Here is a 25,841-nt window from a genome sequence, read left to right as displayed (position 1 = left end):
AACCGGGGCGGTTCTTGTTCGGACCGATGATGCTGCACTGCGGGTTTGTTTGGGTATGGTGACGGATCCGCAGTATGGCATGCGTCTTGCTGCGGATCCGTTCGGCGATGATGACAAACCCGCAGTGTAGAGACTTCTTCGCTGCGGGTTCGTTTAGGTGTGGTGACGAACCCGCAGTATGTGGGTTTCTTCGCTGTGGGTTCGTCGTGAATCTGATGTATACCCGCAGTATTCAGGATGTGGCAGTGGACAGCTCCCCTCCCTCGGAGGGGAGCCAGAAAAATAGGGGGTGGCTCGCGTAGGCGGGCCACCCCCTAGAAGGAACGCCGACTCAGATCAGGGTGAGGGTGACGTCGAGGGTGTAGGGGTCGGCGGCGGGCAGCTGGAACTGCGGGTGCACCGGGGCGCCCCACGAATCGTCGCCGCCAACGCCCATCTGGGCGGCCAGCAGACGCAGGAACGTGTGACGCGGCGCGGGCAGCTCGTTCTGATGACGGGCCTCCTCGAGCATCAGCGTGCTGTACGGCAGCAGGCTTGCCGAGAACGCGTCGGCACCGGCCTCGCCACGGCCCGCGGCCACGCGCATGCCGTGACCGGTCGCATCCGTGATCTCGGCCCAGCGCACGCCCTCATGGTTGCCGGTCTCCTGCGGCACCAGGTACGGCGCCACGGAGTCGGCAGCCGTCGTGGCGAACACGCCCAGCTTGCCGCCGTGCTTGCGGTCGAGATACGTCTCGTCCTGGCCCAGACCGTAGAACTTCAGGTTCTCGTACTCGGCGGGCAACGTCCACTCCAGACCGAACGCGGGCAGCGTCGGCGCATCCACGCCACCGGGGTAGGAGGCGGTCAGATGCACGGTGCCGTCGTCCGCCACCTCGTAGCGCACGGTCACATGCGTACGATTCGGCTCGGCCAGCTCATACGTGTACGTGGCGGTGGCGGAATCGGTGCCGGCCTCGAACGCGGTGTCCACCACGCGGGCGTAACGGCCGGCGCCGAACCACTGCGCGCGGTCGAAGCCGCTGCCGTTGCCGCGATCGTTGTTGGTGAGCGGACGGAACGTCACCAGATCCGGACGGCGGATCACCATCTCGCGGTCACCCGAGCGGAACGACACCATGCCGCCCTGCGTGCGGGAAAGAATGACCTCGAAGTCCTTGCCGTTCGTGCCGTGAACGCCCAGGTTCCAACGGGAGTCCACAACCTCCACGTCGGCCTCGGCCGCGGCGCCAGACAGCACGCCCGCGTCGGCCGCAGCGTCATCGTCGTCATCATCCACGCCGGCACCCGCGCCCTTGACCACGGTCACGTACTGGCCGAACGCCAGTTCGTAGCCGGCCTCCGCCCAATCGGTGGCCTCGGCCAGACGCTGATCCACCTCGTACGTCACCTCAACGTCGTCGGCCTCGCACACGTCGGGGAACGCCACGTCGAAGCGACAGGTCTCACCGGCCGGCACGTCGAAACGGTAGTCGGCGCTCCACGTCTGCACGCCGTTGACCAGCAGACGCGCGGTGAACACGTAGCCGGCGGTGGACACGAACAGGTTGTCGTTCGTGATCGTCACGTCGGTATCGGTCGGCGCGATCTTCACGTTCGCATACAGCTGCTTGACCTCCTGCGCCTTGGGGGACGCGGTACGGTCAGCGAACACGATGCCGTCGCCGGAGAACTCATAGTCGTGCGGACGGTCACCCCAATCGCCACCGTAGGTGAGGCGCTCGCTGCCGTCGCCGAGCTTCTGCCAGATCGCCTGATCGATGTAATCCCAGATGAAGCCGCCCTGATAGTGCGGGTAGCGCTCCAGCTCGGTGTACAGGTGCATGCCGCCCACGGAGTTGCCCATCGCGTGCATGTACTCGCAGGAGATGTACGGCTTCTTCGGGTCGTTGGTCAGGTACTCCTCGATCTCGGCCGGCTTGGCGTACATGCGGCTTTCGATGTCGGACAGCGCGTCGAACTCGCGGTTCCAGAACACGCCCTCGTAGTGCACCGGGCGAACCGGGTCGAGCTCGTGCGTCAGATCGCTCATGGCCTGGAACACGGTGCCGGCGTAGGACTCGTTGCCCATGGACCAGATCACCACGCTCGGGTGGTTGAAATCGCGACGCACCATATTGTTCACGCGGTCGAGGCAGGCGCCGAGCCACTCGTCCTTGTTGCCGGGCACGTTGGTCTCGGCGGTCACCTGATCGCCGGGGGCGTTCCACGTGCCGTGCGTCTCGATGTTGGTCTCGTCGATCACGTACACGCCGTACTCGTCGCACAGCTCGTACCAGCGGGTCTGGTTCGGGTAGTGGCTGGTACGCACGGCGTTGAGGTTGTGGCGCTTGAAGAAGCGGATGTCCCACAGCATGTCCTCTTCAGTGACGGCGCGGCCGTGGCGGGCGTCGAACTCATGACGGTCCACGCCCTTGAACACGACGCGCTTGCCGTTGAGCTTCATGATGCCGTCCTCGATGGCGAAGTGACGGAAGCCGATGCGGGTCTGCGCCACCTCGATCACGTCGTCAACCGTGTCGTTCAGCGGACCGTTGAGCGTGACGGTGAGCGTGTACAGCGTGGGCTCCTCGGCGCTCCACGGGTTCACCTCGCCCACGCCGGATTCGATGTGTAGGACGCCGTCGGCGATGTCCGCGGCGGTGAATTCCTGCTTCCAGATAACGTTGCCGTTGGCGTCGGTGATCTCGGCGACGCCGGAATCGACGGCCTCGGCGTTGGCGATCTGCGCGGTGACGTCGATCGAGCCCTCCTCGGCGGTGTGATCGTAGTCGGCCACGGTGCGCAGATCCACGACGTGGGCCTCGGGCTGGGCGGTGAGCTCCACGCTGCGGAACAGGCCATAGAGGCGCCAGTAGTCCTGATCCTCGAGCCAGCTGGCGGACGTGTATTCGTAGCAGGCGACGGCCAGCACGTTCTCGCCCTCGTGGATCGCGCCGGTCACGTCGAACTCGCTGGGCGTGAAGGAGTCCTCCGCGTAGCCGACGAACGTGCCGTTGAGCCACACGTAGATGGCGGTCTGCGCTCCCTGGAAGGTGATCGTGACGGGGCGCGCGGCAGCGATGGCCGCGGCGATCTCGCCGCCGGCGGTGAACGTGCGACGGTAGAGCGCCACGTGGTTGTTCGCGGGCACGTCGGGGGCGATCGGATCGTCGTGGCCGTCCCACGGGTACTGGATGTTCACGTACTGCGGGTTGAGGTAGCCGCCTTCGCTCAGGTGGGCGGGCACGGCGATGGTGCCGAACGCGGAGTCGTCGTAGTCGGGCTGGGCGAAGTCGGGGGCGTGCTTGCCGGGTTCGCTGGCCACGGGGTAGCCGTCGGCGTCGGTCGTGACCACGCGGACTCGCCATTCGCCGTCGAGGCTGGTGCGCAGGGCCATGGTCTCGCCGGGCTGGGGCTTGTGGTCGTAGAAGCGGTGGCTGGTGTGGGCGGGCAGACGGTTGACGGCGAACGTCTGCGGGTCGGTGATCCATGCGGCGCTGGCCTCGGTGGCGTGCGCGATGTGGATGGATTCCGCGAGGGGTGCGTGTGCGGCGGGCTGGGTGGTCATGTTCCCTGTCTTTCTGACATATAACGTCGTTGTCTCAGTCTGTGGCGGTCGTTACGGCGAGCGTGTCGACCGCATGACCAAGAGTTAAGTAAAACTCTTTACTGATAACAGTAATAACAGATGGTGATTTATGCAAGTCGACGCATCGTCGTGTCGTTGGCGGGGTGTTGTTAGGTGGCGATCTGTGGGGTATGTGAGCGTTTTTGTTGGCATTTTGTGCGACTGATCATGGATTTTTGTGCGATTTCAATGGCGGTGATGGACGTTATTTCCGCACCTCTATATAGAAAGCAAATCAACGCAACAAAAACATTTCAACGCCACACTGACTAATGTCGTTGATATTGCAACGATTTCCGATGCTGATCGCATTCGTCGCCGAAGATCCGAATTACTTGCGCAAGCGCACACGACACGCCCGGATTGCCAGCAAAATAGTAATGGATTTTACTTTATTGTGGTAACGGCATACACTAACGGATGTCAGATCAACGGAAGATCTCGCACACGTTTACGTCTTCTAAGGAGAAGCACGAACATGAAGGAAGAAAACCAGCCGACCACCGCCAAGTCGGGCGGCATCGGACGCCGTATCTGCTACGCCGTCGGCAACTTCGGCCAGTCCGCGTTCTACAACGCGCTGAGCACCTACTTCGTCGTCTACGTCACCAGCACCATGTTCGCCGGAGTCGACAAGGCGCTCGCCACCAAGCTCATCGGCATCATCACCGGCCTGATCGTGGCCATCCGCATCGGCGAGATCTTCATCGACCCGCTGCTGGGCAACCTCATCGACAACACCACCACCAAGTTCGGCCGCTTCCGTCCGTGGCAGGTCATCGGCGGCTGCACCTCTGCCGTGCTGCTCGCCCTCGTCTACACCGGCCTGTTCGGTCTGGTCAACGTGAGCGAGACCTGGTTCATCATCCTGTTCGTCGTCGTGTTCATCGTGCTCGACGTCTTCTACTCCCTGCGTGACATCTCCTACTGGGGCATGATCCCGGCCCTGTCCGAGGACTCCCACGAGCGCAGCGTCTACACCGCACTCGGCTCCTTCACCGGCTCCATCGGCTACAACGGCATCACCGTGGTCGTCATCCCGATCGTCACCTACTTCAGCTACGTGTTCACCGGCTCCCACACCGAAAGCCAGTCCGGCTGGACCGCCTTCGGCGTGATCGTGGCCCTGCTCGGCATCCTCACCGCACTCACCGTCGCGTTCGGTACCAAGGAGAACGAGAGCGCCCTGCGTTCCAAGGCCCAGGAGAACGGCAACCCGCTGCAGGCGTTCGGCGCCCTCGCCCACAACGACCAGCTGCTGTGGGTCGCCCTGAGCTACCTGCTATACGCCATCGCCAACGTGGCCACCACCGGCGTGCTGCTCTACCTGTTCAAGTTCGTGCTCGGCCAGCCCGCCGCCTTCTCCATCGCCGGCGTGATCCCGATCATCACCGGTCTGATCGCCGCGCCGCTCTACCCGATCCTCAACCGCTACATCCCGCGCCGCTACCTGTACCTCGCGGGCATGGTGTTCATGATCGCCGGCTACGTGATGTTCATCATCGGCGCCCAGAGCCTCACCCTCGTGATCGTGGCCCTCGTGCTGTTCTACATCCCCAGCACGTTCATCCAGATGACCGCCATCCTGAGCCTCACCGACTCCATCGAGTACGGCCAGCTCAAGACCGGCCGCCGCAACGAGGCCGTCACCCTGTCTGTGCGTCCGATGCTCGACAAGATCGCCGGAGCCTTCTCCAACGGCATCGTCGGCTTCATCGCCGTGGCCGCAGGCATGGTCGGCACCGCCACCGCCGACGACATGACCGCCGCCAACATCCGCACCTTCAAGATGTTCGCCTTCTACACGCCGCTCGCCCTGATCGTGGCCAGCCTCCTCGTCTTCATGTTCACCGTGAAGATCGACGAGAAGATGCACGCCAAGATCGTCGAGGAGCTCGAGGCCAAGCTCGCCAGCGGCGAGATCAAGTCCGAGGACGCCCAGGACGCCGACGTGGTCGAGGAAAACGCGACCGAGACCGCCGACGCATCCGGTGTCGCCGCCGGCGCTGGCACCGCAGCTGGTTCCGCCTCCGCCAAGTAGGCGCGAACGCAATCATCGGCCGTCGCCGAGCCTTGACGACGACGGCCGGCACCCTCCCTCCCCATCGGAGGCGGGCGAGCCCTTCACCTCCGCTCGCCCGCCTCCGTTTTTCATATCTTTTCCGTATTCGCATCGCAAGGAACCATCATGACCGTTACCGATACCTCCGCATCCACCGTCACCGAACGCACCGCCGACAAACCGCTCGGCCACGGACCCGACGCCGTACGCCGACCCTTCCGCTGGCCCGCCCTGCTCACCGACAACGGCCGCGGCATCGCCTACGGCGGCGACTACAACCCCGACCAGTGGCCCGAAGACGTATGGGACGACGACGTGCGCCTCATGGTCAAGGCCGGCGTGAACACCGTCGCGCTCGCCATCTTCAGCTGGGACCGCATCCAGCCCACCGAGGACACGTGGGACTTCGACTGGCTCGACCGCATCATCGACAAGCTCGGCCGCGCCGGCATCGCCGTCGATCTCGCATCCGCCACCGCCGCAGCACCGCTGTGGCTGTACGAGAAGCACCCCGAAGTGCTGCCGATCGAACGCAACGGCGACGTGGTCAACGCCGGCTCCCGCCAGTCGTGGCGTCCCACCAGCCCTGTGTTCCGCGAGTACGCGCTCGATCTGTGCCGCCGCCTCGCCGAACACTACAAGGACAATCCGTACGTGACCGCCTGGCACATGAACAACGAGTACGGCTGGAACAACCGTCACGACTACTCCGACGACTCGCTGCGCGAATTCCGTCGCTGGTGCGAGCGCAAGTATGGCACGATCGACGCGCTCAACGAGGCGTGGGGCACCGCGTTCTGGTCGCAGCACGTCAACTCGTTCGACGAAGTGCTGCTGCCGCGCCACATGGGCGGCGACTCCATGGTCAACCCCGGCCAGATGCTCGACTACGAACGCTTCGGATCCGACTGCCTCAAGGAGTTCTACAAGGCCGAGCGCGACGCCATCGAGGCCATCTGCCCGGGCAAGCCGTTCACCACCAACTTCATGGTCTCCACCGACCAGTGCTGCATGGACTACGCCGACTGGAGCGACGACGTGGACTTCGTATCCAACGACCACTACTTCACCGCCGGGCGCGACCACCTCGACGAACTCGCCTGCTCCGACTCGCTCGTCTCCGGATTCGCGCAGCGCAGGCCCTGGTACCTCATGGAACACTCCACGTCCGCCGTGCAGTGGAAGCCGCTCAACTCGCGCAAGCGCCACGGCCAGCTCGTGCGCGACGCCCTGGCGCACGTGGCACTCGGCTCCGACGCCATCTGTTTCTTCCAGTGGCGGCAGTCGCGTTCCGGCGCCGAATGCTTCCACTCGGCCATGCTGCCGCACGCTGGTGAGGACTCTGCCGTCTACCGCGAGGTATGCGAACTGGGCGGCATGCTGCGTACGCTCTCCGACGCCGGTGTGCAGGGGAGTGAGGTGCGGCGCTCGCGCACGGCCATCCTGTTCGACGCTGACTGCGAGTGGATGACCCGCTGCGAGACCTTGCCCAGCATGAAGCTCAACCACTGGCATGACGTGCGCGACTGGTATTACGCGTTCCTCGACGCCGGCGTACGCGCCGACGTGGTGCCGCTGCGCGCCGACTGGAGTGAGTACGACACGATCGTGATGCCGACGATGATCAACCTGTCGGAGTTTGCGTGTGATCGCGTACGAGGGTATGTGCGTGACGGCGGTCGCGTGGTGATCGGCTATGCGACCGGACTCATGGACGAGACGTTCCACACCGCGCTTGGCGGCTATCCGGGCATGCTGCGCGATGTGGCCGGAGTGCGTGCCGAGGAGTTCAACATCCTCGGGCCGGTGGATGGCGATCCGGACACGGTCGGTCTGTCGAGCGGTGCGATTGCGCGCCTGTGGGCCAACGTGGTCACGTCCGTGGCGGATTCGGCGGCCGTGCTCGCGACGTACGAGGGCGCGGACGCCGAGGAGTGGGAGCTTGACGGCGTGCCTGCGCTCGTGCGCAACGCCTACGGCGACGGCGAGGCCTACTACGTGGGCTGCGATCTCGACCGCAAGGCGCTGGGCGATTTCGTACGGGGGTATCTCGCCGGGGCGGGTGCTGCCGAGGTTGCTGCTGCCGATGCCGCGATTCTCCATACCGTGCGCGAGACCGCGAATGTCTGCTTCGACTTCTACCTGCCGCGCGGCAAGGAGGACGTGACTCTGGAGTCCGTGCCCGGTGACGTGATCATCGCCCACCGCTGCGAGCCGAACGGCAACGGCGGCTACACCCTCCACCGCAACGCCACCCTCATCACCCGCACCACAAAGTAGCCGCTTCCCTTCCCCTCTGCGCCAGTCGCCCTGCGGCTCCCCTCCCCACCGGAGGGGAGCTGTCGGCGCAGCCGACTGAGGGGAGGAGCTTCAATCCAACCACGTCAAGAACGAGCATTCCGCACAATTCGGTAGTCAATCCGAACTTGGTAGTCCAAACGCGACGTTCCAATCCCTCTGTGTTCGCTCGCACTGTCCCGTTCCGATTCCCAAATTCGCCAAGTGTCGCGTTCTGACTACCGGATTCGTCAAGGAATGAAAACCGATTATTGCGACACGCCGGAGCGGGTGGGTGTGCTACGGTTTGAGGCATGACGTTCTTTTCATGTTGTTGTCGCTAGCCGCCGCCCCTCAGGGTATGCGCACCGGACCGCGGATCGCGGTCGCCGAGTGCAGGCATACGGGGTGCTGGCCAGTGACGCATAACTGAAACAGAACGGTTTTTCATATTCCGCCAAGTCGGGCGACGAATCCATTTCGCATTTCAGCCGATCATCGGTTGACCATACGGATCCGATCTCACGAGCGAATCGCATACCGACGATCGACGGAAATCAACGAAATCCTTGGAACCTCCTCCCGGCCAGCACCGGACGGAATCCAAAATCCCCGCTCTTGTTTCACGCGATTGCAACACCGGTCGGCAAAGGGGTCGGCGGTGTTACCGATGCCGGTCAGATCGGCGCCACATCAAGCATCCGATACCAAACAAGCCAATCGCATATCGTGAAACAAGGGGAACCACAATGACCATCGTCAACTCCATCACCTCGCTCGTCGGCAACACTCCGCTCGTCCGCCTCAACCACGTGACCGACGGCATCGACGCCACCATCGCCGTCAAGGTCGAATACTTCAACCCCGGCGGCTCGTCCAAGGACCGCATCGCCGCCCGCATCATCGACGCCGCCGAACGCTCCGGCCAACTCAAACCCGGCGGCGTGATCGTCGAACCCACCAGCGGCAACACCGGCGTCGGCCTCGCGCTCGTCGCCCAGCAGCGCGGCTACCGCACAATCTTCGTGGTGCCCGACAAGGTCTCCGAGGACAAGCGATCCGTACTGCGCGCATACGGCGCCGAAGTCGTCGTCACGCCCACCGACGTGGAGCCCGACGACCCGCGCTCCTACTACGCGGTGTCCGACCGACTCGCCCGCGAGATCCCCGGCGCGTTCAAGCCCAACCAGTACAGCAACCCCAACGGTCCCGAAAGCCACTACCGCACCACCGGACCGGAGATCTGGGAAGGCACCGACCGCAAGATCACGCACTTCGTGGCCGGCATCGGCACCGGCGGCACCATCTCCGGCACCGGCCGCTTCCTCAAGGACGCGTCCGCCAACCAGGTGACCGTGATCGGCTCCGACCCGGAGGGCTCCATCTACTCCAACCCCGACAACGTGCACCAGTACAAGATCGAAGGCGTAGGCGAGGACTTCTACCCCGAGGCGTACGACCCGACCGTGGTCGACTCGATCGTGCAGGTCAACGACGCCGAGGCGTTCGAGATGACCCGTCGCCTCGCCGCCGAGGAAGGACTGCTCGTGGGCGGTTCGAGCGGCATGGCCGTCGTCTCCGCACTCAAGTACGCGCGCATGCACAAGCTCGGCAAGGACGCGCTCATGGTGGTGCTGCTGCCCGACTCCGGACGCAGCTACCTGGGCAAGATCTTCAACGACCAGTGGATGATCGACAACGGATTCGGCGACATCGTGGCGCGCACGGCACAGCCGTCGCTTGTGGACGCGGTGCTCAGCAAGCCGGTGTACGCGTAACGCGCGTCACCTCATCCGTCCGACAGTCGCCGGACACCTTCCCCTCGAGGGGAAGGGCGGAGGGTGGGAACCCTCCCCTCAGTCCGCCTCGGCGGACAGCTCCCCTCCCCGGGAGGGGAGCCGGAGTAATACGTAAACGACAACACAAAACACAACACCATAAAGGAAACCAGATCATGACCATCGACTTCACCGCAACGCAGCTCGCCACCCGCGCCATCCACGCCGGTCAGGAACCCGATCCGATCACCGGCGCCGTCGTCCCGCCGCTCTACCTGACCTCCACGTTCAAGCAGGACGGCGTCGGCCAGCTGCGCCACGGCTACGACTACAGCCGCTCGGTGAACCCCACGCGCGACTCCTTCGACACGCAGCTCGCCGCGATCGAAGGCGGCAAGTACGCGCTCGCCTTCTCGTCCGGACTCGCCGCGATCGACGTGCTGCTGCGCTCCACCCTCAAGCCCGGCGACCGCGTGCTGCTCGGCAACGACGTGTACGGCGGCACCTACCGACTGCTGAGCAAGGTATTCGTGCCGTGGGGCATCGGCCTCGACGTGGTCGACATCTCCGACCCCGACGCCGTGCGCGAGGCCCTGGAATCCAACGACTACGCGTACATCTGGGTGGAGACCCCGTCGAACCCGATGCTGCGCGTCACCGACATTGAACTCACCGCCGACATCGCCCACAAGCACGGCACCAAGATCGTGGTGGACAACACGTTCGCCTCGCCCGTGCTCCAGCACCCGCTCGAACTCGGCGCCGACGCCGTGGTCTACTCCACCACCAAGTACATCGGCGGCCACTCCGACGTGGTCGGCGGCGCGATCGTGCTCAACGACGAGGAGGTGCGCGACCAGGTGGCGTTCCTGCAGAACTCCGCCGGCGCCGTGCCCGGACCGTTCGACTCCTGGCTGCAGACCCGCGGCCTCAAGACCCTCGAGCTGCGCGTGAAGCGTCACAGCGCCAACGCGCTCGCCATCGCCGAGCACCTGGCCGCCCGCCCCGAAGTGGAGCGCGTGCTCTACCCGGGCCTCGAATCGCACCCCGGCCACGAGATCGCCGCCCGCCAGATGCACGGCGGATTCGGCGGCGTGGTCTCCGTGCAGCTGGCCGCCGGCCGTGACGCGGCGCTCAAGTTCGCCGCCGGCACCGAGATCTTCACGCTGGCCGAATCGCTGGGCGGCGTGGAGTCGCTGATCGAACACCCGGCCGCCATGACCCACGCGTCCGTCTCCGGTACCACCCTGCAGGTGCCCGACAACCTGATCCGCCTGTCCGTGGGCGTGGAGAACGTGGACGATCTGATCGCCGACCTCGATCAGGCGCTCGAGCGCAGCGCGCAGTAAGCGAGCGGGGGAGAAGGTCCGCGGGAATGGGGGATTCCCGCGGACCGGATTCCCGGCTTTTGGGGGTTTCTTACTCGCAGGGGGATGGGTCCCTCCCTCAGTCACGCCATTCGGCGTGACAGCTCCCTCCCGTGGAGGGAGCACGAAGCGATAGCACCTACGTGCTCCCTCCGAGGGAGGGAGCTGGCCGCCGTAGGCGGACTGAGGGAGGGCTCACCCCGCAGAGTGATGACACCCGCGTGCTCCCTCCAAGGGAGGCTGAGTCTGATCAGAAAATGCAAGGGGCATTTTCAGGACTCAGGTGAGCCGACAGGCGAACGGGATGATGTGTCGGCCGCAGGCCGTCCATTCTTGCGGGACGCTGTCACGCCGAACGGCGTGACTGAGGGAGGGATCTAGTTGTAACTGGGGGAGGGGTCCAGCCTCTACGCGCCTACAAACACCATGACGCTCTCGTCATCGTCCCGCACGCACCCATATTGCACATCGTGCTGTTCCCGCATATCGCGCCGTCGCGCTAGCCCAGCACTTTGGTCTTGCCGAGGGTGGCGATGGACTTGGCGTTGAAGCTGATAAGCGGCTTGCGTAGCACCAGACCGAGCAGCAGCATCGGCAGCACGAACGCCAGCAGACGGCCCATCGAAATCCAATAATCATTGCCGTAGATACCGGCGATGGCGGAACGGAACGCGTCCACCGCATGCGTGGCCGGCAGGAACGGGTGCACGTTCTGGAAGAACTCCGGCAACATGGCCACGGGGAACGCGCCGCCCGCGCCGGTGATCTGCATCACCATGATCAGCACGCACAACGCCTTGCCCGGATTGCCGAACGATACGACCAGCGTGTACACGATGAACGCGAACACCAGCGACGTGGTCCAGCCGGTCAGCATGAACAGCATCGGATGGTCACACTGGATCCGCAGATATGCCAGCTCACCAAGGCAGGTGACGGTGCTCTGCAACAGCGCCACGAATGCAAACACGCCGAACCTACCCAGATATAGCTCATGCGGGCGCGGCCGGTCGAGCGTATCCATCCGCTCACGCGACACCTGCGTGAGAATGGCCAGCGACATGAGAAGCGCGCCAAGCCACATGGCCAGCGCCGTATACATCGGCGCCATGGCCGAACCGAAGTTCTCCACCGTGAACACGGCATGACGATTCACGCCCGCTGGCGACACCATCGATGCAGCCAGAGTCGCGGGGTCGTCACCCAGCGCCGTCTTCACGGCCTGCATGTCGTCGCTGTCCAACGCCTTCTGAATCTTGTCGTGCAGCGCCGTCATCTTGTCGGACGAATCGCGTAGCGTCTGCGCGGCGGCCGTGATCTTGTCGTGCGCCGCGGTCATGTTCGACGCGATCGAATCCGCCGAACCGGACAGATCGTCCACCGTGGATTGCAGTCGCGTGGCCGCTTCGGTGCCATCGTCGTACGCCGAGGACACTGCCGACGCCATGCCGTCCAGCTTCTTCTTCAGACCGGAATCGAAGTCACGGCTCGCCTGATCCATGGCGGTGCGCGCGGCCTGCGCCTTGGCCTTGGCGTCGGTGCGCGCCTGATCGGCGTTCGCCATGCCCTTGTCCACGTTGTCGGCGGTGTTGTTGAGCGCATCGCGCACGGACTGCTGCTTGGCGATCGAATCGTCAAGATCGGCGAGCGTGCGCTCCAGCGCCTGTCTGCCGGCGTCGGTCTGCGGGTTGAGCGCGGCAAGGTTGTTTCGCAGCGTCTGATACGAGCTGATCTGTTCGTCAAGTTTGTCGGCGAGCGCGTGCAGCTGCCTGGATGTGTCCGCGCCCTGCGTGCCGATGGCGGCCATGGCGGTGTCGATGTCGTCGGCGGCGTTTTTGTAACTGTCCGCACTCTGTCCGAGTGCGTCGGACACACTCTGCGCCGACGAATTGAGTGCATCGGACACGCTGCTCACGCCCTGCTTGGCCTGATCGGTGGCGGTCTGTGCGGCCTTGGCGCTGTCTGACGCCTTGCCTACCAGGTCGGACGACGAGTCGATCAGTGACTGCGCCGACGTGATGACCTCGCCGTACTGGTCGAGGTTGTCGGCTGTGGCGTTGAGTCGTCCGGCGGTCTGCGCGATGTTCGTGTTGAGGTTGCCCACGAGCGTGGTGGCGGAGTCGCTGTCGAGTGCGTCCACGAGTTCGGATGCGATGGTGAGTCCCACCGTGGAGATCGTGGTGTCGAACACTTGGTTGACCTGCGCCTGCACGGCGTCGGCGCCCTGACTGGTCACCTTGGGGGCGAGCGGGTTCTTCTTCTCGTTCGAATAGTAGGTGAGGCTGGCGTGTTTCACGTCGGGGGAGAATACGGTCATCATGTCGCGGCTGAACGATTTGGGGATGACCACGGCGGCATAGTATTCGCCCGACTTAGTGCCTTCGATGGCCTCCTCGCGGCTGGTGAACACCCAGTCGAGCTGGTCGTTGGCGCGTAGTGCGGAGATCACGTTCTCGCCCACGTTGACTTTCACGGGCACCAGGTCGCTGCGGTAGCCTTCGTCGTTGTTCGCTACGGCGAACTTGAGGTTGCCGGTGTTGCCGAACGGATCCCAGTTGGCCGACACGTTGAACCATGCGAACAGTGAGGGGATGGCCACCAGTCCGATCACCATGGTGATGGCGGTGATGTTGCCGAACAGTCGACGTAGATCGCCGACGACGATGCGGCCGATGTTCTTCAGGGAGCGTATGGGCGAGTAGGCGGGTGTGGCGGGACCGCGCTTGCCGCGTGACGTGCCGGATGCGTGTGATGCGCTGGACTCGCGTGGCGTGCCGGATGTGTGGGTCGTGCGTGGCGTGCTGTTTCGTGTCATCGTCAGTTCTCCTTGGTGGCGGTATGTGCACCGGCATGTGCGCCGGTATGCGCGCTGAACGCGCCGAGGTCGGGAAGGCCGAGCGGCTTCTTGTGCAGGCGCTGTTCGCGGTAGATGTTGCGCAGCGCGTCGTCGTCCATGTCGCCGAGCGCCTTCTGTCGCTGGATGCTGTCGTTGATGAATTCGATGGCCATCAGGAAGCCGATGATCAGTACGATCCAGATGATCCACGCCAGCAGGATGGCGATCTTCTCGTTCGTGGACAACGAGAAGACGGTCAGGCAGACGGGCAACACCACGCCGGCGATTAGCGCGCCGAGCTTGAGGCGGGGGTATGCGCGTTCGAATCGTGCGGCTTTGCGTAGGATGCCGGTGCGGAACTCCGTCGAATCGCTCAGCGCGCGCATCACCTGGTTGAGCGAGTAGCGGTTGCGTACGGCGATGGGCTTGTCGCCGTTCAGCAGGTCGGTCTCCTTGAGCTGGCGGGCGAGCAGCGTGTTGGGGTTGTTCAGGTACGGGCGTACGGCCATGCCGATGAGGAACGCGACGGCCGCGAACAGCGCCAGCACGCCGAGATTACTCCAGTACTGGTGGTCGTAGAATCCGCCGATGGTCTCGCGGATCGCGTTGTTGCCGTACGTGATCGGCAGCCACGGGTAGATGCGCTGGAATTCACGCGGCATCATCTCGATCGGATACATGCCGGACGATCCGGGCACCTGCAGCACGGTGAGCACCACGCACAGGCCGCGGCCCACATGGGCGAGCGACACGCACAGTGCGTAGATGATCGCGCTGTACACCAATGCGATGAGCATCGACGTACCGACGTAGGCGAGCGGTTTCACCGTCTGGACGCCGATGACGAGATTGCCGACCGTGGTCACGACGGCCTGCAGGCAGGCGATCAGCCCCAGCAGCATCCAGCGGCCCATGTACTTCTGGTTCGCCTTCAGCCCGCGGATGCCCTCGTCGTCCACCTCCAGATGGAAGAGCATGGCGAGCGAGAACGCGCCGATCCACAGGGACAGGTTGGTGAACATCGGCGCCACGGCGGAACCGTAGGAGTTGAGCGGATAGATGGTCTTCGTCGTCAGCGTGGTGGGAGAGGCGACGAACTTCGCCACATCCTCGTCCGAGGCGCCGAACATGCTCTTGATCCGGCCGGTCGCGTCGGCGGCGGAGACCGCGTTGAGATCGGTGCCGATGGTCGTCAGCGAATCCTTGGTGCCGTCGAGCGCGTCGCGGGTGGCGGTCAGCGCCTTCGCGGTCTTGTCGAGCGTGGTCTGCAGCTGGTCGAGTGCCACGGTGGCCTCGTCGATGGCGGGACTCACGCCGGCGAGCGCCCCGGAGAGCGTGGTGGTGCTGGCGGAGAACGATCCGATCGCGCTGTTGAGCCCGGTGGAGGCATTGCCGTTGATGGCATTCTGCGTGTTCTGCAGCGAGGTGAGCGTGTTCTGCGTGGCGGTGTTGACGCTGTTCGACGCGTTGGCGATGGCGGTGGCACTGTTGCCGGCGTTGGTGCTGGCGGTGCCGATGGCGTCGAGTGCGCTCTGACTGTCCTTGTTGCGCTGTTCGAGTTCGCCGATGAGCTGTTTGCCTGCGTCGGTCTGTGCGAATTCGGAGGATTTGAGGGTTTCGATGACCTGGCGGTTCGTGTCGACGGCGGTCTGCGCGGTGTCGACCGCGGAATCGAGGCGTTGCTGGGCGCCGAGCATGGTGCCGCTGGCCTGGCCGATGAAGGTGTTCGCGGTCTGGGAGCCCTGGGAGAGCGACTGCGACGCGTTGGCGGAGGCGGCGGCGAGTCCGGTGTTGAGTGTGGTCAGTCCGTTCTGCGCGTCGGAGAGCGAGGCGATGCCGTCGTTGAGCGTGGTTCGCGCGTTGGTGGCCTTGGCGTCGATGGTGGCAAGGCCGGTCTTGGCCTGCTGCACCTTGGCGCTGCCCTGATTCACCGAGTCGATGAGTTCGGTGATCTGCTTTTGTGCGTCGTCCACGCCGGTGCTGGCTTTGTCGATGCCGTCGGAGGCCTTCTGATGGGCTTCGCTGGCGTGTACGTCCACCTGGTCGGCGGCGTTCGACAGCGTGGAGACGGCCACGCGGCTCACCGTGGATATGAACTGGCTATTGATCTGCTGTTCGAGCGTGGTGGCGCCGGCGTCGGTGACCCGGGGAGCGGTGGCGTTGATCTTCTCGTTGACGTAATACTCGAGCTTCGGCTGTGTGAAGTCGCCGCTGGTGATGGTGAGCAGGTCGGCGGAGAAGTCCTTGGGGATGATGATGGCCGCGTAGCTCGTGCCGCTGTGCACCTCGTCGAGTGCCTGCCCTCGATTCATGAACGTCCAGCCGAGCTGGTGATTGCTTTTGAGCGACGTCTCCACCTGGTCGCCGATGTCAATGCGGCCGGTGGCGTCACTGGTTGCGCCGCGGTCCTCGTTCACCACGGCCACGCGCAGGTTGCCGGTGTTGTCGTACGGATTCCAGAACGCGGCCACGTTGAACCACGAATACAGTGCGGGGATCACGCACAGGCCGGCCACGGTGACCACCGCCATGGGAATGGCGATGATGCGCCTGATGTCTCTGACCAGTACTTGGAATGCTTTCTTCATGCCGTCCTCATGCCGTTCTCGGAAATGGATCGGTGGTGTCGGTGGTGCCGTCGGTCAACGATGCGCTGATCGCTGATCGACGATATTGTCAACACATGTTAGTTTTACTACAGATATACGTTATACTACAACTGTAGTTTAATGAACAAGCGTGTATGGTAGCACGATGTCGTTGAGAAGACGTGATGTCGTCGATCAGAGGAAAGCGAGAACAAGTATGACGGAACATCGTCGTTCGTCGGAGAATGGCGCGACCGAGGACCGTCGGGTGCGCCGCACCCGCACCCGGCTCACCGAGGCGCTGCTCGAGCTCATGAAGAGCAAGCCCGTCGATCGCATCACCGTGACCGAGCTCACCGAACGTGCCGACGTGAACCGCGTGACCTTCTACTCGCACTACGGCAACGTGCGCGCCCTGCTCGACACCGTCATGGACGAGGTGACGGTCTCCTGCCGATCGCGCATCGAGACCCACGCCGATCAGATCATCGCCGGCGACTTCCTACCGCTCGCCACCGACATCCTCACCTATGTGGACGAGCACGAGCAGGTGTTCTCCGTGATGGTGTCATCTGCGGGGGAGGTGCTGTTCAACCGGCTCGCCGACGACATCCGCGACGTGTGCAATCGGGTGGTCGATCCGGTCTCGCAGGCCGTGGAGAGCACGGGGGAGAGGCTTGGGGACGCGGAGCTCAGGCGTGCCGAGATGATTCGCGACTACCAGTTCGACTACATCATGGGCGGCATCATGAACGTGGTGCGCAACTGGTTCGCCGGCGGGCGCAGGGAGCCGATCGAGTTCGTGGCGGCCATCCTCGCCTCCACCACCCGAGCCGCCGGCCCCGAATCCCTGCGCCGGAACCTTTCCCTCGCCCAGAAAGGGCCGGAGGAGGGCGAGACCGCTGGAAAAAATCGCAGAACTGCAAAGTAGCCTTTCAGGGGCGTTGCAATTCCGCGGCTCCGATTCCGCTATATTGCAGTTCTGCGATTTTCCCGACGCCAATACGCGGATATGGCGTTCATTTCGTGCCCCACGCATCTTCGTGCTCCCTCCGAGGGAGGGAGCTGTCACGCGTAGCGTGACTGAGGGAGGGCTTGTGGGCTGTGAGTTTCAATTGGTCTTTCTGCTTGTGTTCCCTCCCTCTGTCGTGGCGTCCGCCCCGACATCTCCCTCCCAAGGAGGGAGAACCCGGTTGATCTTCGTGCTCCCTCCGAGGGAGGGAGCTGTCGGCCGCAGGTCGACTGAGGGAGGGCTTACATGGCGTTGTGGTTCAAAGCGGCTTCGTGCTTCTCATCCCTCCCTCTGTCGCGGCATGCGCCCCGACATCTCCCTCCCCAGGAGGGAGAACGAAGGAGTGTCGGTGCTATGGTCGGAATCATGGCAGACATGAACGATGCGCGGGCCGCGCTCAGGCAATACTTCGGCTACGACGGGTTCCGCCCCGGTCAGGAGCCGCTGATCGACGCGATCCTGCAGGGCCGTGATGCGCTCGGCGTCATGCCCACCGGCGCCGGCAAATCCATCTGCTATCAGATCCCCGCCGTCCTCATGCACGGCGTCACCATCGTCATCTCCCCACTCGTCTCGCTCATGGCCGACCAGGTCGCCGGCCTCGAAGGCAACGGCATCCACGCCGTCTGCGTCAACTCCACGCAGACCCCCGAGGAACAGTCGCTCGCGCTCGCCGAAGCCCGATCCGGCCGCTGCAAGGTCATGTACGTGGCCCCCGAACGACTCGACACCCAACGGTTCGTCGAATTCGCGTCCTCGCTCGACATCGCGCTCGTCGCCATCGACGAGGCGCACTGCGTATCCCAATGGGGTCAGGACTTCCGCCCCGCCTATCTCGGCATCGGCGACTTCCTGAACCGACTGCCCGACCGGCCTGTCGTCGCCGCGTTCACCGCCACCGCCACCGAACGCGTGCGCCGCGACATCGTGAACCTCGTGGGCCTCCACGACCCGCAGATCAGCGTCACCGGATTCGACCGCACCAACCTGTACTTCGACGTGATTAAGGCCGTGCCCACCGTCAAACGCCAGTGGATCGAACGCTACGTGACCGCCCGCCCCGACGAATCCGGCATCATCTACTGCGCCACCCGCAAGGAGACCGAATCGCTCGCCGCCGATTTGCGCGCGCACGGCGCCAAGGCCGTCTGCTACCACGCCGGCATGCCGCCCGAGGATCGCCACGCCGCCCAGCGCGCGTTCGTCAACGACGAGGCGCCCGTGGTGGTGGCCACCAACGCGTTCGGCATGGGCATCGACAAATCCAACGTGCGCTACGTGATCCACCACAACATGCCCGACAGCATCGAGGCCTACTATCAGGAGGCCGGGCGCGCTGGACGAGACGGATTGGCATCGCGCTGCACGCTGCTGTGGAGCGACGGCGACATCGCCACCCGACGCCGGTTTATCGAAATGGAGAACGGCAACGAACGTCTCACCGACGAGGAGGCGCAGGCCGTGCGTAACCGCCACCGCGTGCTGCTCGACGGCATGATCGGCTACTGCCGCACCACCAGCTGTCTGCACCAGTACATCACGTCGTACTTCGGCGAGACCGGTACGGTGAAGTGCTCCGGCTGCTCCAACTGCGACGGCGAGTTCGAGACGATCGACGTGACCGACATCGCGCGTGCCGTGAGCCGATGCGTGCACGACGTGAATCAGCGTCTCGGCGCCGGCAAAATCGTACAGGTGCTGCGCGGATCCGACGCCCAGGAGATGCACGACTGGCGGCATCTTGATTCCGTGCCGACCTACGGCATGCTGCGTGACGTGCCCGCCGCGCGCGTCCGTGATGTGATCTCGCAGATGACATCCGACGGCTACCTGGCCGTGGCGGAGGGCAAGTATGCGGTGGTGGTCTTTGGACCGCGTGCGGCCGAGACCGTGGCGCCGGACTTCACCATGACGATCAAGCAGGTGAGCCGGCCGGCTGCCGATGATGGCGCAGACGGCGGTGATGGTGGTGCAACGTACGGCGGATCCGGAAGTGGTTCGGGCGCCGCGGGCTCGAGGCGTTCGCGCGGTTCGGTGCCCGCCGAACTCGACGGTGACGACGCCGACCTGTTCGTGCGGCTACGTGAGCTGCGCACGGAGATCGCGCGGGCGGCAGGCGTGCCGCCGTACATCGTGTTCGGCGACAAGACGCTGCGCGACATGTGCGTGCGCCGTCCACACACTGATGACGACTTCCTCGAGGTCAACGGCGTCGGCCAGAAGAAGCTCGACCAGTACGGCGAGCGCTTCCTCGCCGTGATCCGCGATTTCGAAGCGGGGGAGTGAGGTCACCCGTATCCTCGTGCTCCTTCCCGGGGGACTCCCGATATCTTCGTGCTCCCTCCTTGGGAGGGAGCTGGCCGGCGTAGCCGGTCTGAGGGAGGGCTTGCGGGCTGTGAGTTTCAAGTGGCCTTGTTGCTTATTCCCCTCCCTCTGTCGTGGCGTTCGCCCCGACATCTCCCTCCCGAGGAGGGAGAACACTCCATATCTTCGTGCTCCCTCCGTGGGAGGGAGCTGTCACGCGTAGCGTGACTGAGGGAGGGCTTACATGGCGTTGGGGTTCAAAGTGACTTTATGTTTCTCATCCCTCCCTCTGTCGCGGCATGTGCCACGACATCTCCCTCCCCGGGAGGGAGAACCCCGATATCGTCGTGCTCCCTCCTTGGGAGGGAGCTGGCTGGCGTAGCCGGTCTGAGGGAGGGCTTGCGGGCTTTCCGCTCGTGTTCCCTCCCTCTGTCGCGGCATGCGCCCCGACATCTCCCTCCCCGGGAGGGAGAACGAAGGGGATAGGCTATTCGATATGAGTCGGGATGAAGGAGGCTATATGGCCGGAAATGACGAACGCAGTGTGCGTGTAGCGACGATGGATGATTTCGATACGATCCGCGCGATGTATGCGCGCGCCCGCGAGCTCATGGCGGCGAACGGCAATCCCACGCAGTGGGCCGACCGGTTCCCGCTCGATTCCACGGTTCGCAACGATATCGAGGAGGGACGCGCTCGTTTGCTGATTGATCACGCGGGAGAGTGTGGCGACGGGGCGTCCGCCAGCACATCTGATGCGGTCGGCGGTGCTGATGCGGCAGCTGTCGACTCGGCGGGCGGTGCCGAACGCGTGCTCGCCGTGTTCGTGCTGTGCCCCGGACCGGACCCATCGTATGCGACGATCGACGGCGCATGGCTGGATGACGACGACTATATGGCCGTGCATCGCGTGGCCGCCTCCGGTCTCGGTCCGCACGCCGGCCGCGGCTGTCTGGACTGGGCCGTCGCGCGCTACGGCAACGTGCGCATGGACACGCACCGCAACAATCACGCCATGCAGCACGTGCTGGAGTCCAGCGGATTCACCCGCTGCGGAGTGATCGAACTCGTGAACCGCGAGGGCGACGCCGAACGTCTCGCCTACCAGCGTCACGATCGTTGACTGTCCGGTCTGTCCGCGGTCTGAACAGGCTGATTGTCCAGTTCAGGCCGACGGTGCCACGAGCGGTCCCGGCGGTTGCGATCCGGTCGGTCGCGGGCGACTATAGCCGTCGATAACCGACATGCATGACGAGGTGGTTGACTTGGCGGCCGCGGCGGACCACAGTAGGGGATGGGTTTCGTATATTCCGCCCAACGGGACTAACGGAAATCGAATAAAAAGGAGTCATCATGGCAGACGAGAAGTCCGAGAAGCCGGTCGTCGAAAGCTTCCAGTTGGATCACACCAAGGTCAAGGCGCCGTACGTGCGCTACATCGACACGGAGACCGGCCCCCACGGCGATGTGATCTCCAACTACGACCTGCGTCTGGTGCAACCGAACGAGAACGCCATTCCGACCGGCGGTCTGCACACCATCGAGCACACCATCGCCGTGCTGCTGCGCGAACGCATCCCGGGCTACATCGACTGCTCGCCGTTCGGCTGCCGCACCGGCTTCCATCTGCTCACGTGGGGCGAGCACTCCACCGAGGACGTGGCGAAGGCGCTCAAGGAGTCGCTCGAGTTCATCGCCTACAAGGCCACGTGGGACGACGTGCCGGCCACCACGATCGAAAGCTGCGGCAACTACCGCGACCACAGCCTGTTCACGGCCAAGGAATGGTGCAAGGACATCCTGGCCAAGGGCATCAGCTCCGACCCGTTCGAGCGCAAGATCGTCTGAGCGCAGGAATCGTCGTTCGGAAATAGGCGAAATCCGTGATTCGCAGCGTCAAACGGAAGTCTTCCATTACGGAAAACTTCCGAAAAGCGCTGTGAATCACGGATTTTTCATTGTGCGACCGCCTGCCGCGGCGCCGACCGGCCTGCCTACCGTGCGGCGATGACGGTGCTGACTTCGTCGACGATGTCGTGCATGCCCTTGCGGGCGCGTTCGGCGTCGCCCTTCCACACGGCGTCGGCCACCTCGTCGTGCGCGGCCAGTGCACTCGGTGACGGTCTGCTCGGATACATGTTGATCTCCACGCGCCCGCGCAGGATGGTCGCCACGATCGGTGCGAGCGAGGCGAACAGTTCGTTGCCGCTGTTGCGCAGCAGGGTGGAGTGGAACTCGATGTCGAGTTCGTGGAACGGTTCGAGATCGCCGGCCTCGCCGTGTTTGCGCATTTCCATGGCGAGTACCGGCATTTTGGCGCGAACGTCGAGCGATGCGCGGGTGGCGGCGCCGGCCGCGGCCGCCGGTTCGATGGCGAGGCGCAGTTCGGTGAGCGACATGAGTTCCTGCTTGCGCTGACTGGAGTGCAGCTTCCACTGGATGACCTGCGGGTTGAGCGCGGCCCATGTGGCGGGGCTTTGCGCCACGAGTCCCACGCGTCGGCGGATCGTCACCGCGTGGGTCGCCTCGAGATAGCGTGCGGCGTCGCGCGCCACCGTGCGGGATACGCCGAACCGGTTCTGAATATCCTCCAGCGTGATGTTGCCGTCCACAGGCCAGTGTCCGTCGAGGATGTCGAGGGCCAGCTGGTCGGCGATGGGCAGATGCATGAGCTTGCCGTCGGCGGCTGCGGAGCCGGTCGATGATCCTCGTGATGAGGGTCGTGACGCTGGTGTTGGTGCTGTTGTCGACGATGTCGTCGTTGGCACTGACGTTGATGCCGACGTCGTTCGTGATGCCGGCGTGATCGGTGACGGCGATGCTGCCGGTGATTTCGACGTATCTGTCATAGGAAAAAGACTACCAATTCCGCGTATGGAATGCGATTCCATCGTGTTGATCACAATTTTTCTTTAAAAGTACTCTTTTTGAATTGACAAAGATTATTTAATACGACTATAGTAATCATTAACAACGGCGCATCGATCAGGCAAAGGAGCAGACAATGAACGTGCATGTGGTGGTCATGGGAGTCGCCGGATGCGGCAAATCCACCGTGGCCGAGGCCATCCGAGACCGACTCGGCTACGTGATGGCCGAGGGCGACGATCTTCATCCGCAGTCCAACGTCGACAAGATGGCGGCGGGCATCCCGCTGACCGACGAGGACCGCTGGCCGTGGCTGCGTCTGATCAACGAGTGGATGCGCGACCATGACGCGAAGGGCGAGTCCACCGTCGTCTCCTGTTCGGCGCTCAAGCGGTCCTACCGTGACGTGCTGCGCGAGGGTGTCCCCGTGTTCTTTGTGCACATGGCCGGCAGCGAATCGCTGATCGGCGAGCGCATCGCCGCGCGCAAGGGGCACTTCATGCCGCCGGCGCTGCTGCCCAGCCAGTTCGCCGCACTCGAACCGCTGCAGCCGGACGAGCCCGGCATCGCGATCTCCGTCGAGGGGGATATGGAGGAGATGATCGAGCGGGCCGTCGCCGCGGTGAGGGCGCACGCCGCCAAGGAGGAGCGCGCGCTGATGGCTCGCTAGTGTGATCGCACTATGGTGTTGGCGGCCCGTTGGTGTGATCACACTATGGCCTACGTCGTGTCGTCATGTCGTCGCTGTCGTCGTCGGTGACGGCTGCTCGGGCCGTCAACAAAGCTTTCAATGAGAATCCGGCAGTAACCGCGGTCAGGAACAACCGTGGTCAGGAATAGAACAATCACAGTCAAGAACAACCATCGGAAAGAAGAACATCATGCAGATCGGAATGATCGGACTCGGCCGCATGGGCGGCAACATGGTCAAGCGTCTTCGCGGCGGCGGTCACGAGGTCGTCGGCTTCGATATGAATCCCGATTCCGCACGCGACGTCGACAGTCTCGAAGCGCTGGTCGCCGCGCTTGACGCGCCACGCGTCGTATGGGTCATGGTTCCGGCCGGCAAGCCCACCGAATCCACCATCGACAATCTCAAGGCCCTGCTCGAACCGGGCGATGTGGTGATCGACGGCGGCAACTCCAAGTACACCGAGGATCGCGAACATGCGGCCTCGCTCGCCGAAAAGGGCATCCGCTTCCTCGACTGCGGCGTCTCCGGCGGCGTGTGGGGCGCCGAACGCGGTTACGCGCTCATGCTCGGCGGCGAGCGCGAGACCTTCGAATACGTGCGTCCGCTGCTTGAGGCGCTCAAGCCGGAAGGCGAGCACGGCCTGGTTCTCGCCGGACCGGTGGGTGGCGGCCACTTCGCCAAGATGGTGCACAACGGCATTGAATACGGCATGATGCAGGCGTTCGGCGAGGGCTTCGCCACCATGATGAAGAGCGAGTACATCGACGACCCGGCCAGGACCATGGACTCGTGGCGAGAGGGCTCCGTGGTGGCCTCCTGGCTGCTCGACCTGTTCGACAACGCCACCGAGCATGATCCCGAACTGCAGGACGTGCCGGCCGTGGCGAACGAGTCCGGCGAGGCTCGCTGGATGATCGAGGCGGCGCTCGAGCTCGGTGTGCCCACCCCGGCCACCGCGGCGGCGCTGTGGCAGCGTCAGACCTCGCGCGGCGGCGCCGACGACATCCTGCGCGTGGTCACCGCCATGCGCGCCCAGTTCGGCGGCCACGTCACCAAGGTCGACGAGATCGCCACCTGGTGACGCAATCGCGTCTCTTTTCCTCTTTCCTTTCTTTGGCCCGTACCCACAAGGTGCGGGCCGTTTGCGTTGCGCCGCGCGTCCGAAACGGAACGTACTCGTAACGGGCTCCACGGTTACGTTCCGTTTGCGTTGTGCGACGAAACGTACTCGTAACGGCGTCTCCGATTACGTTCTGTTTGTTTTGCGTGACGGAACGTACTCGTAGTGATGTGTTCGGTTACGTTCTGTTGGGGATGAGAAGAGAAACGTACCCGATGGGCGAGGCGACGGACGAGCGCGTTTCGATGAGGATATCGCGCGAAACGTGACCGCCGTCGAAATAGATCAGACGTCTGATGTCATGATAGACTGGGTTGGTCAATGACGGACCGTGCGTGCACGCTCCGACGAATGCCAGACGCTACGAGGATTCAACGATGAATCACGCAACGGTGAACCAAGGAGGAATGATGATCCAGCCCACCTTCGTGGTCGGCGCATACGCGTCGCTTCCGCAGAACCGGGACGATCAGAGAACATACTACGATCTGCTCGGCGACCAGCCGTGGATCGACGCCACCGAGATCCCATACCCCGGCAACATCGCCGACCCCGCCGACCGAGACTGGCTCGCCGACGCGCTGCCCACCCTCTGGTGCCGCAACGTGATCACCGCCATCCCCGGCACCATGCAAACCATCGGCCGCAATCCGAACTTCGGCCTCGCCAGCCCCGACGACGACGGACGCCAGGCTGCGCTCGACTTCTTCGACAACATCCGCGACGCCATATCCGTCATGGCCGACCGTCGCGGCGCCAACGACGTGGCCTTCGTCGAACTCCACTCCGCACCCACTGGTCGGGCCGACGCCGACGCCATGCGCCGCTCCCTCGACGAACTGACGGGCCGCGACTGGTTCGGCACGCGACTGGTGATCGAACACTGCGATCGCTTTATCGACGGTCAGAAGCCGGAGAAGGGCTTCCTGCCGATCGAATCCGAAATCGACATCTGCCGCCAGACCGGCGTGGGCCTCACCGTGAACTGGGGACGCAGCTGCGTGGAGGGGCGCGACGCCGGACTGCCGCTCGAACACGTTGCCGCGGCGGCCCAGGCCGGCGTGCTCACCGGACTCATGTTCTCCGGCGCCGGCCCCGAGGCCACGCAGTACGGATACGAGTGGATCGACGGCCACCTGCCCATGAACCCCGACGAGCCCACGTCGCTGATGGACGCCGAGCGCATGCGTGCATGCATGGGTGTGGCGATGGGCTGCGAATCGCTGGAATACGTCGGCGCCAAGGTGTGCGTGCCGGCCGACAGCAGCCTCAGCGAGCGGGTGGGCTATCTGGAGCGCATCCACCACGCCGTGATGGCGCGATGA

General features: G+C 64.1%; 15 protein-coding genes and 1 pseudogene. 12 read left to right on the top strand and 4 right to left on the bottom strand.

Annotation, left to right across the window (positions count from 1 at the left end; all coding sequences use genetic code 11):
• Positions 1–331: 331 nt before the first annotated feature.
• Complete coding sequence (gene lacZ, locus D2E23_RS10485) at positions 332–3,550, bottom strand: beta-galactosidase, LacZ type (RefSeq protein ID WP_126030854.1); 3,219 nt, start codon at positions 3,548–3,550, stop codon at positions 332–334.
• A gap of 538 nt (positions 3,551–4,088) precedes the next feature.
• Here lacZ and D2E23_RS10480 point away from each other — a divergent pair.
• The 4 genes from D2E23_RS10480 to D2E23_RS10465 all read left to right on the top strand — a co-directional run bounded on the left by D2E23_RS10480 (position 4,089) and on the right by D2E23_RS10465 (position 11,076).
• A complete protein-coding gene (locus tag D2E23_RS10480) occupies positions 4,089–5,651 on the top strand; it encodes a glycoside-pentoside-hexuronide (GPH):cation symporter (protein ID WP_126030853.1) in 1,563 nt (520 codons plus the stop codon).
• Positions 5,652–5,798: 147 nt separating this feature from the next.
• Positions 5,799–7,952: a beta-galactosidase gene (locus tag D2E23_RS10475; RefSeq protein WP_126030852.1), complete on the top strand. Its 2,154-nt coding sequence runs from the start codon at positions 5,799–5,801 to the stop codon at positions 7,950–7,952.
• Positions 7,953–8,698: 746 nt separating this feature from the next.
• Positions 8,699–9,727 carry a cystathionine beta-synthase gene (locus D2E23_RS10470; protein ID WP_126030851.1) on the top strand — a complete coding sequence of 343 codons (1,029 nt, stop codon included), beginning with the start codon at positions 8,699–8,701 and terminating at the stop codon, positions 9,725–9,727.
• A 176-nt stretch (positions 9,728–9,903) separates the two neighbouring features.
• The gene (locus tag D2E23_RS10465; RefSeq protein WP_126030850.1) at positions 9,904–11,076 is read left to right on the top strand and encodes a cystathionine gamma-synthase; all 1,173 of its coding nucleotides are present in this window, start codon (positions 9,904–9,906) and stop codon (positions 11,074–11,076) included.
• Between the two features lie 517 nt (positions 11,077–11,593).
• On the opposite strand, the gene D2E23_RS10460 is transcribed toward D2E23_RS10465, so the two are convergent.
• Positions 11,594–13,909 (bottom strand): YhgE/Pip domain-containing protein, encoded by a 2,316-nt coding sequence (locus tag D2E23_RS10460; protein WP_126030849.1) that lies wholly within the window; start codon positions 13,907–13,909, stop codon positions 11,594–11,596.
• Between the two features lie 2 nt (positions 13,910–13,911).
• Positions 13,912–16,518, bottom strand: a complete 2,607-nt coding sequence (locus D2E23_RS10455) for a YhgE/Pip domain-containing protein (RefSeq protein ID WP_126030848.1) — start codon at positions 16,516–16,518, stop codon at positions 13,912–13,914.
• Positions 16,519–16,735: 217 nt separating this feature from the next.
• On the opposite strand from D2E23_RS10455, the gene D2E23_RS10450 reads away from it, so the two are divergent.
• The 4 genes from D2E23_RS10450 (at position 16,736) to D2E23_RS10435 (ending at position 21,682) form a co-directional block, all read left to right on the top strand.
• On the top strand, positions 16,736–17,449 hold the full coding sequence (locus D2E23_RS10450; protein ID WP_164520792.1) for a TetR/AcrR family transcriptional regulator: 714 nt from the start codon (positions 16,736–16,738) through the stop codon (positions 17,447–17,449).
• Between the two features lie 447 nt (positions 17,450–17,896).
• Entirely contained in the window at positions 17,897–19,816 is a 1,920-nt protein-coding gene (gene recQ, locus D2E23_RS10445) for a DNA helicase RecQ (RefSeq protein WP_126030846.1), read from the top strand.
• 538 nt (positions 19,817–20,354) lie between these two features.
• The gene (locus tag D2E23_RS10440; protein ID WP_126030845.1) at positions 20,355–20,957 is read left to right on the top strand and encodes a GNAT family N-acetyltransferase; all 603 of its coding nucleotides are present in this window, start codon (positions 20,355–20,357) and stop codon (positions 20,955–20,957) included.
• A 230-nt stretch (positions 20,958–21,187) separates the two neighbouring features.
• A complete protein-coding gene (locus D2E23_RS10435; protein ID WP_093959914.1) occupies positions 21,188–21,682 on the top strand; it encodes an S-ribosylhomocysteine lyase in 495 nt (164 codons plus the stop codon).
• A gap of 146 nt (positions 21,683–21,828) precedes the next feature.
• Here D2E23_RS10435 and D2E23_RS10430 read toward each other — a convergent pair whose 3' ends face one another.
• Complete coding sequence (locus D2E23_RS10430; protein ID WP_126030844.1) at positions 21,829–22,503, bottom strand: FadR/GntR family transcriptional regulator; 675 nt, start codon at positions 22,501–22,503, stop codon at positions 21,829–21,831.
• On the opposite strand from D2E23_RS10430, the gene D2E23_RS10425 reads away from it, so the two are divergent.
• The 4 genes and pseudogenes from D2E23_RS10425 to D2E23_RS10410 all read left to right on the top strand — a co-directional run bounded on the left by D2E23_RS10425 (position 22,502) and on the right by D2E23_RS10410 (position 25,841).
• Positions 22,502–22,750 (top strand): hypothetical protein, encoded by a 249-nt coding sequence (locus D2E23_RS10425; protein ID WP_126030843.1) that lies wholly within the window; start codon positions 22,502–22,504, stop codon positions 22,748–22,750. The genes D2E23_RS10430 and D2E23_RS10425 overlap by 2 nt on opposite strands.
• A gap of 88 nt (positions 22,751–22,838) precedes the next feature.
• The gene (locus D2E23_RS10420; RefSeq protein WP_126030842.1) at positions 22,839–23,372 is read left to right on the top strand and encodes a gluconokinase; all 534 of its coding nucleotides are present in this window, start codon (positions 22,839–22,841) and stop codon (positions 23,370–23,372) included.
• 160 nt (positions 23,373–23,532) lie between these two features.
• A pseudogene (gene gnd / locus D2E23_RS10415) lies at positions 23,533–24,477 on the top strand (phosphogluconate dehydrogenase (NAD(+)-dependent, decarboxylating)); the annotation flags it as partial.
• Between the two features lie 449 nt (positions 24,478–24,926).
• On the top strand, positions 24,927–25,841 hold the full coding sequence (locus tag D2E23_RS10410) for a DUF4862 family protein (protein WP_126030856.1): 915 nt from the start codon (positions 24,927–24,929) through the stop codon (positions 25,839–25,841).

The sequence above is a fragment of the Bifidobacterium callimiconis genome, assembly GCF_003952005.1.
GTDB classification, from domain to species: domain Bacteria; phylum Actinomycetota; class Actinomycetes; order Actinomycetales; family Bifidobacteriaceae; genus Galliscardovia; species Galliscardovia callimiconis.
Note: the sequence above shows the minus strand (reverse complement) of the source record. Positions and strands in the feature narration are given on the sequence as shown.

Coding starts and splice junctions, on each gene's coding strand:
- D2E23_RS10450 (WP_164520792.1), top strand. CDS start 16,736: ATGACGGAACATCGTCGTTCGTCGGAGAATGGCGCGACCGAGGACCGT.
- recQ (WP_126030846.1), top strand. CDS start 17,897: ATGGCAGACATGAACGATGCGCGGGCCGCGCTCAGGCAATACTTCGGC.
- lacZ (WP_126030854.1), bottom strand. CDS start 3,550: ATGACCACCCAGCCCGCCGCACACGCACCCCTCGCGGAATCCATCCAC.
- D2E23_RS10470 (WP_126030851.1), top strand. CDS start 8,699: ATGACCATCGTCAACTCCATCACCTCGCTCGTCGGCAACACTCCGCTC.
- D2E23_RS10475 (WP_126030852.1), top strand. CDS start 5,799: ATGACCGTTACCGATACCTCCGCATCCACCGTCACCGAACGCACCGCC.
- D2E23_RS10430 (WP_126030844.1), bottom strand. CDS start 22,503: ATGCATCTGCCCATCGCCGACCAGCTGGCCCTCGACATCCTCGACGGA.
- D2E23_RS10480 (WP_126030853.1), top strand. CDS start 4,089: ATGAAGGAAGAAAACCAGCCGACCACCGCCAAGTCGGGCGGCATCGGA.
- D2E23_RS10460 (WP_126030849.1), bottom strand. CDS start 13,909: ATGACACGAAACAGCACGCCACGCACGACCCACACATCCGGCACGCCA.
- D2E23_RS10425 (WP_126030843.1), top strand. CDS start 22,502: ATGAGCTTGCCGTCGGCGGCTGCGGAGCCGGTCGATGATCCTCGTGAT.
- D2E23_RS10410 (WP_126030856.1), top strand. CDS start 24,927: ATGATCCAGCCCACCTTCGTGGTCGGCGCATACGCGTCGCTTCCGCAG.
- D2E23_RS10465 (WP_126030850.1), top strand. CDS start 9,904: ATGACCATCGACTTCACCGCAACGCAGCTCGCCACCCGCGCCATCCAC.
- D2E23_RS10435 (WP_093959914.1), top strand. CDS start 21,188: ATGGCAGACGAGAAGTCCGAGAAGCCGGTCGTCGAAAGCTTCCAGTTG.
- D2E23_RS10440 (WP_126030845.1), top strand. CDS start 20,355: ATGGCCGGAAATGACGAACGCAGTGTGCGTGTAGCGACGATGGATGAT.
- D2E23_RS10420 (WP_126030842.1), top strand. CDS start 22,839: ATGAACGTGCATGTGGTGGTCATGGGAGTCGCCGGATGCGGCAAATCC.
- D2E23_RS10455 (WP_126030848.1), bottom strand. CDS start 16,518: ATGAAGAAAGCATTCCAAGTACTGGTCAGAGACATCAGGCGCATCATC.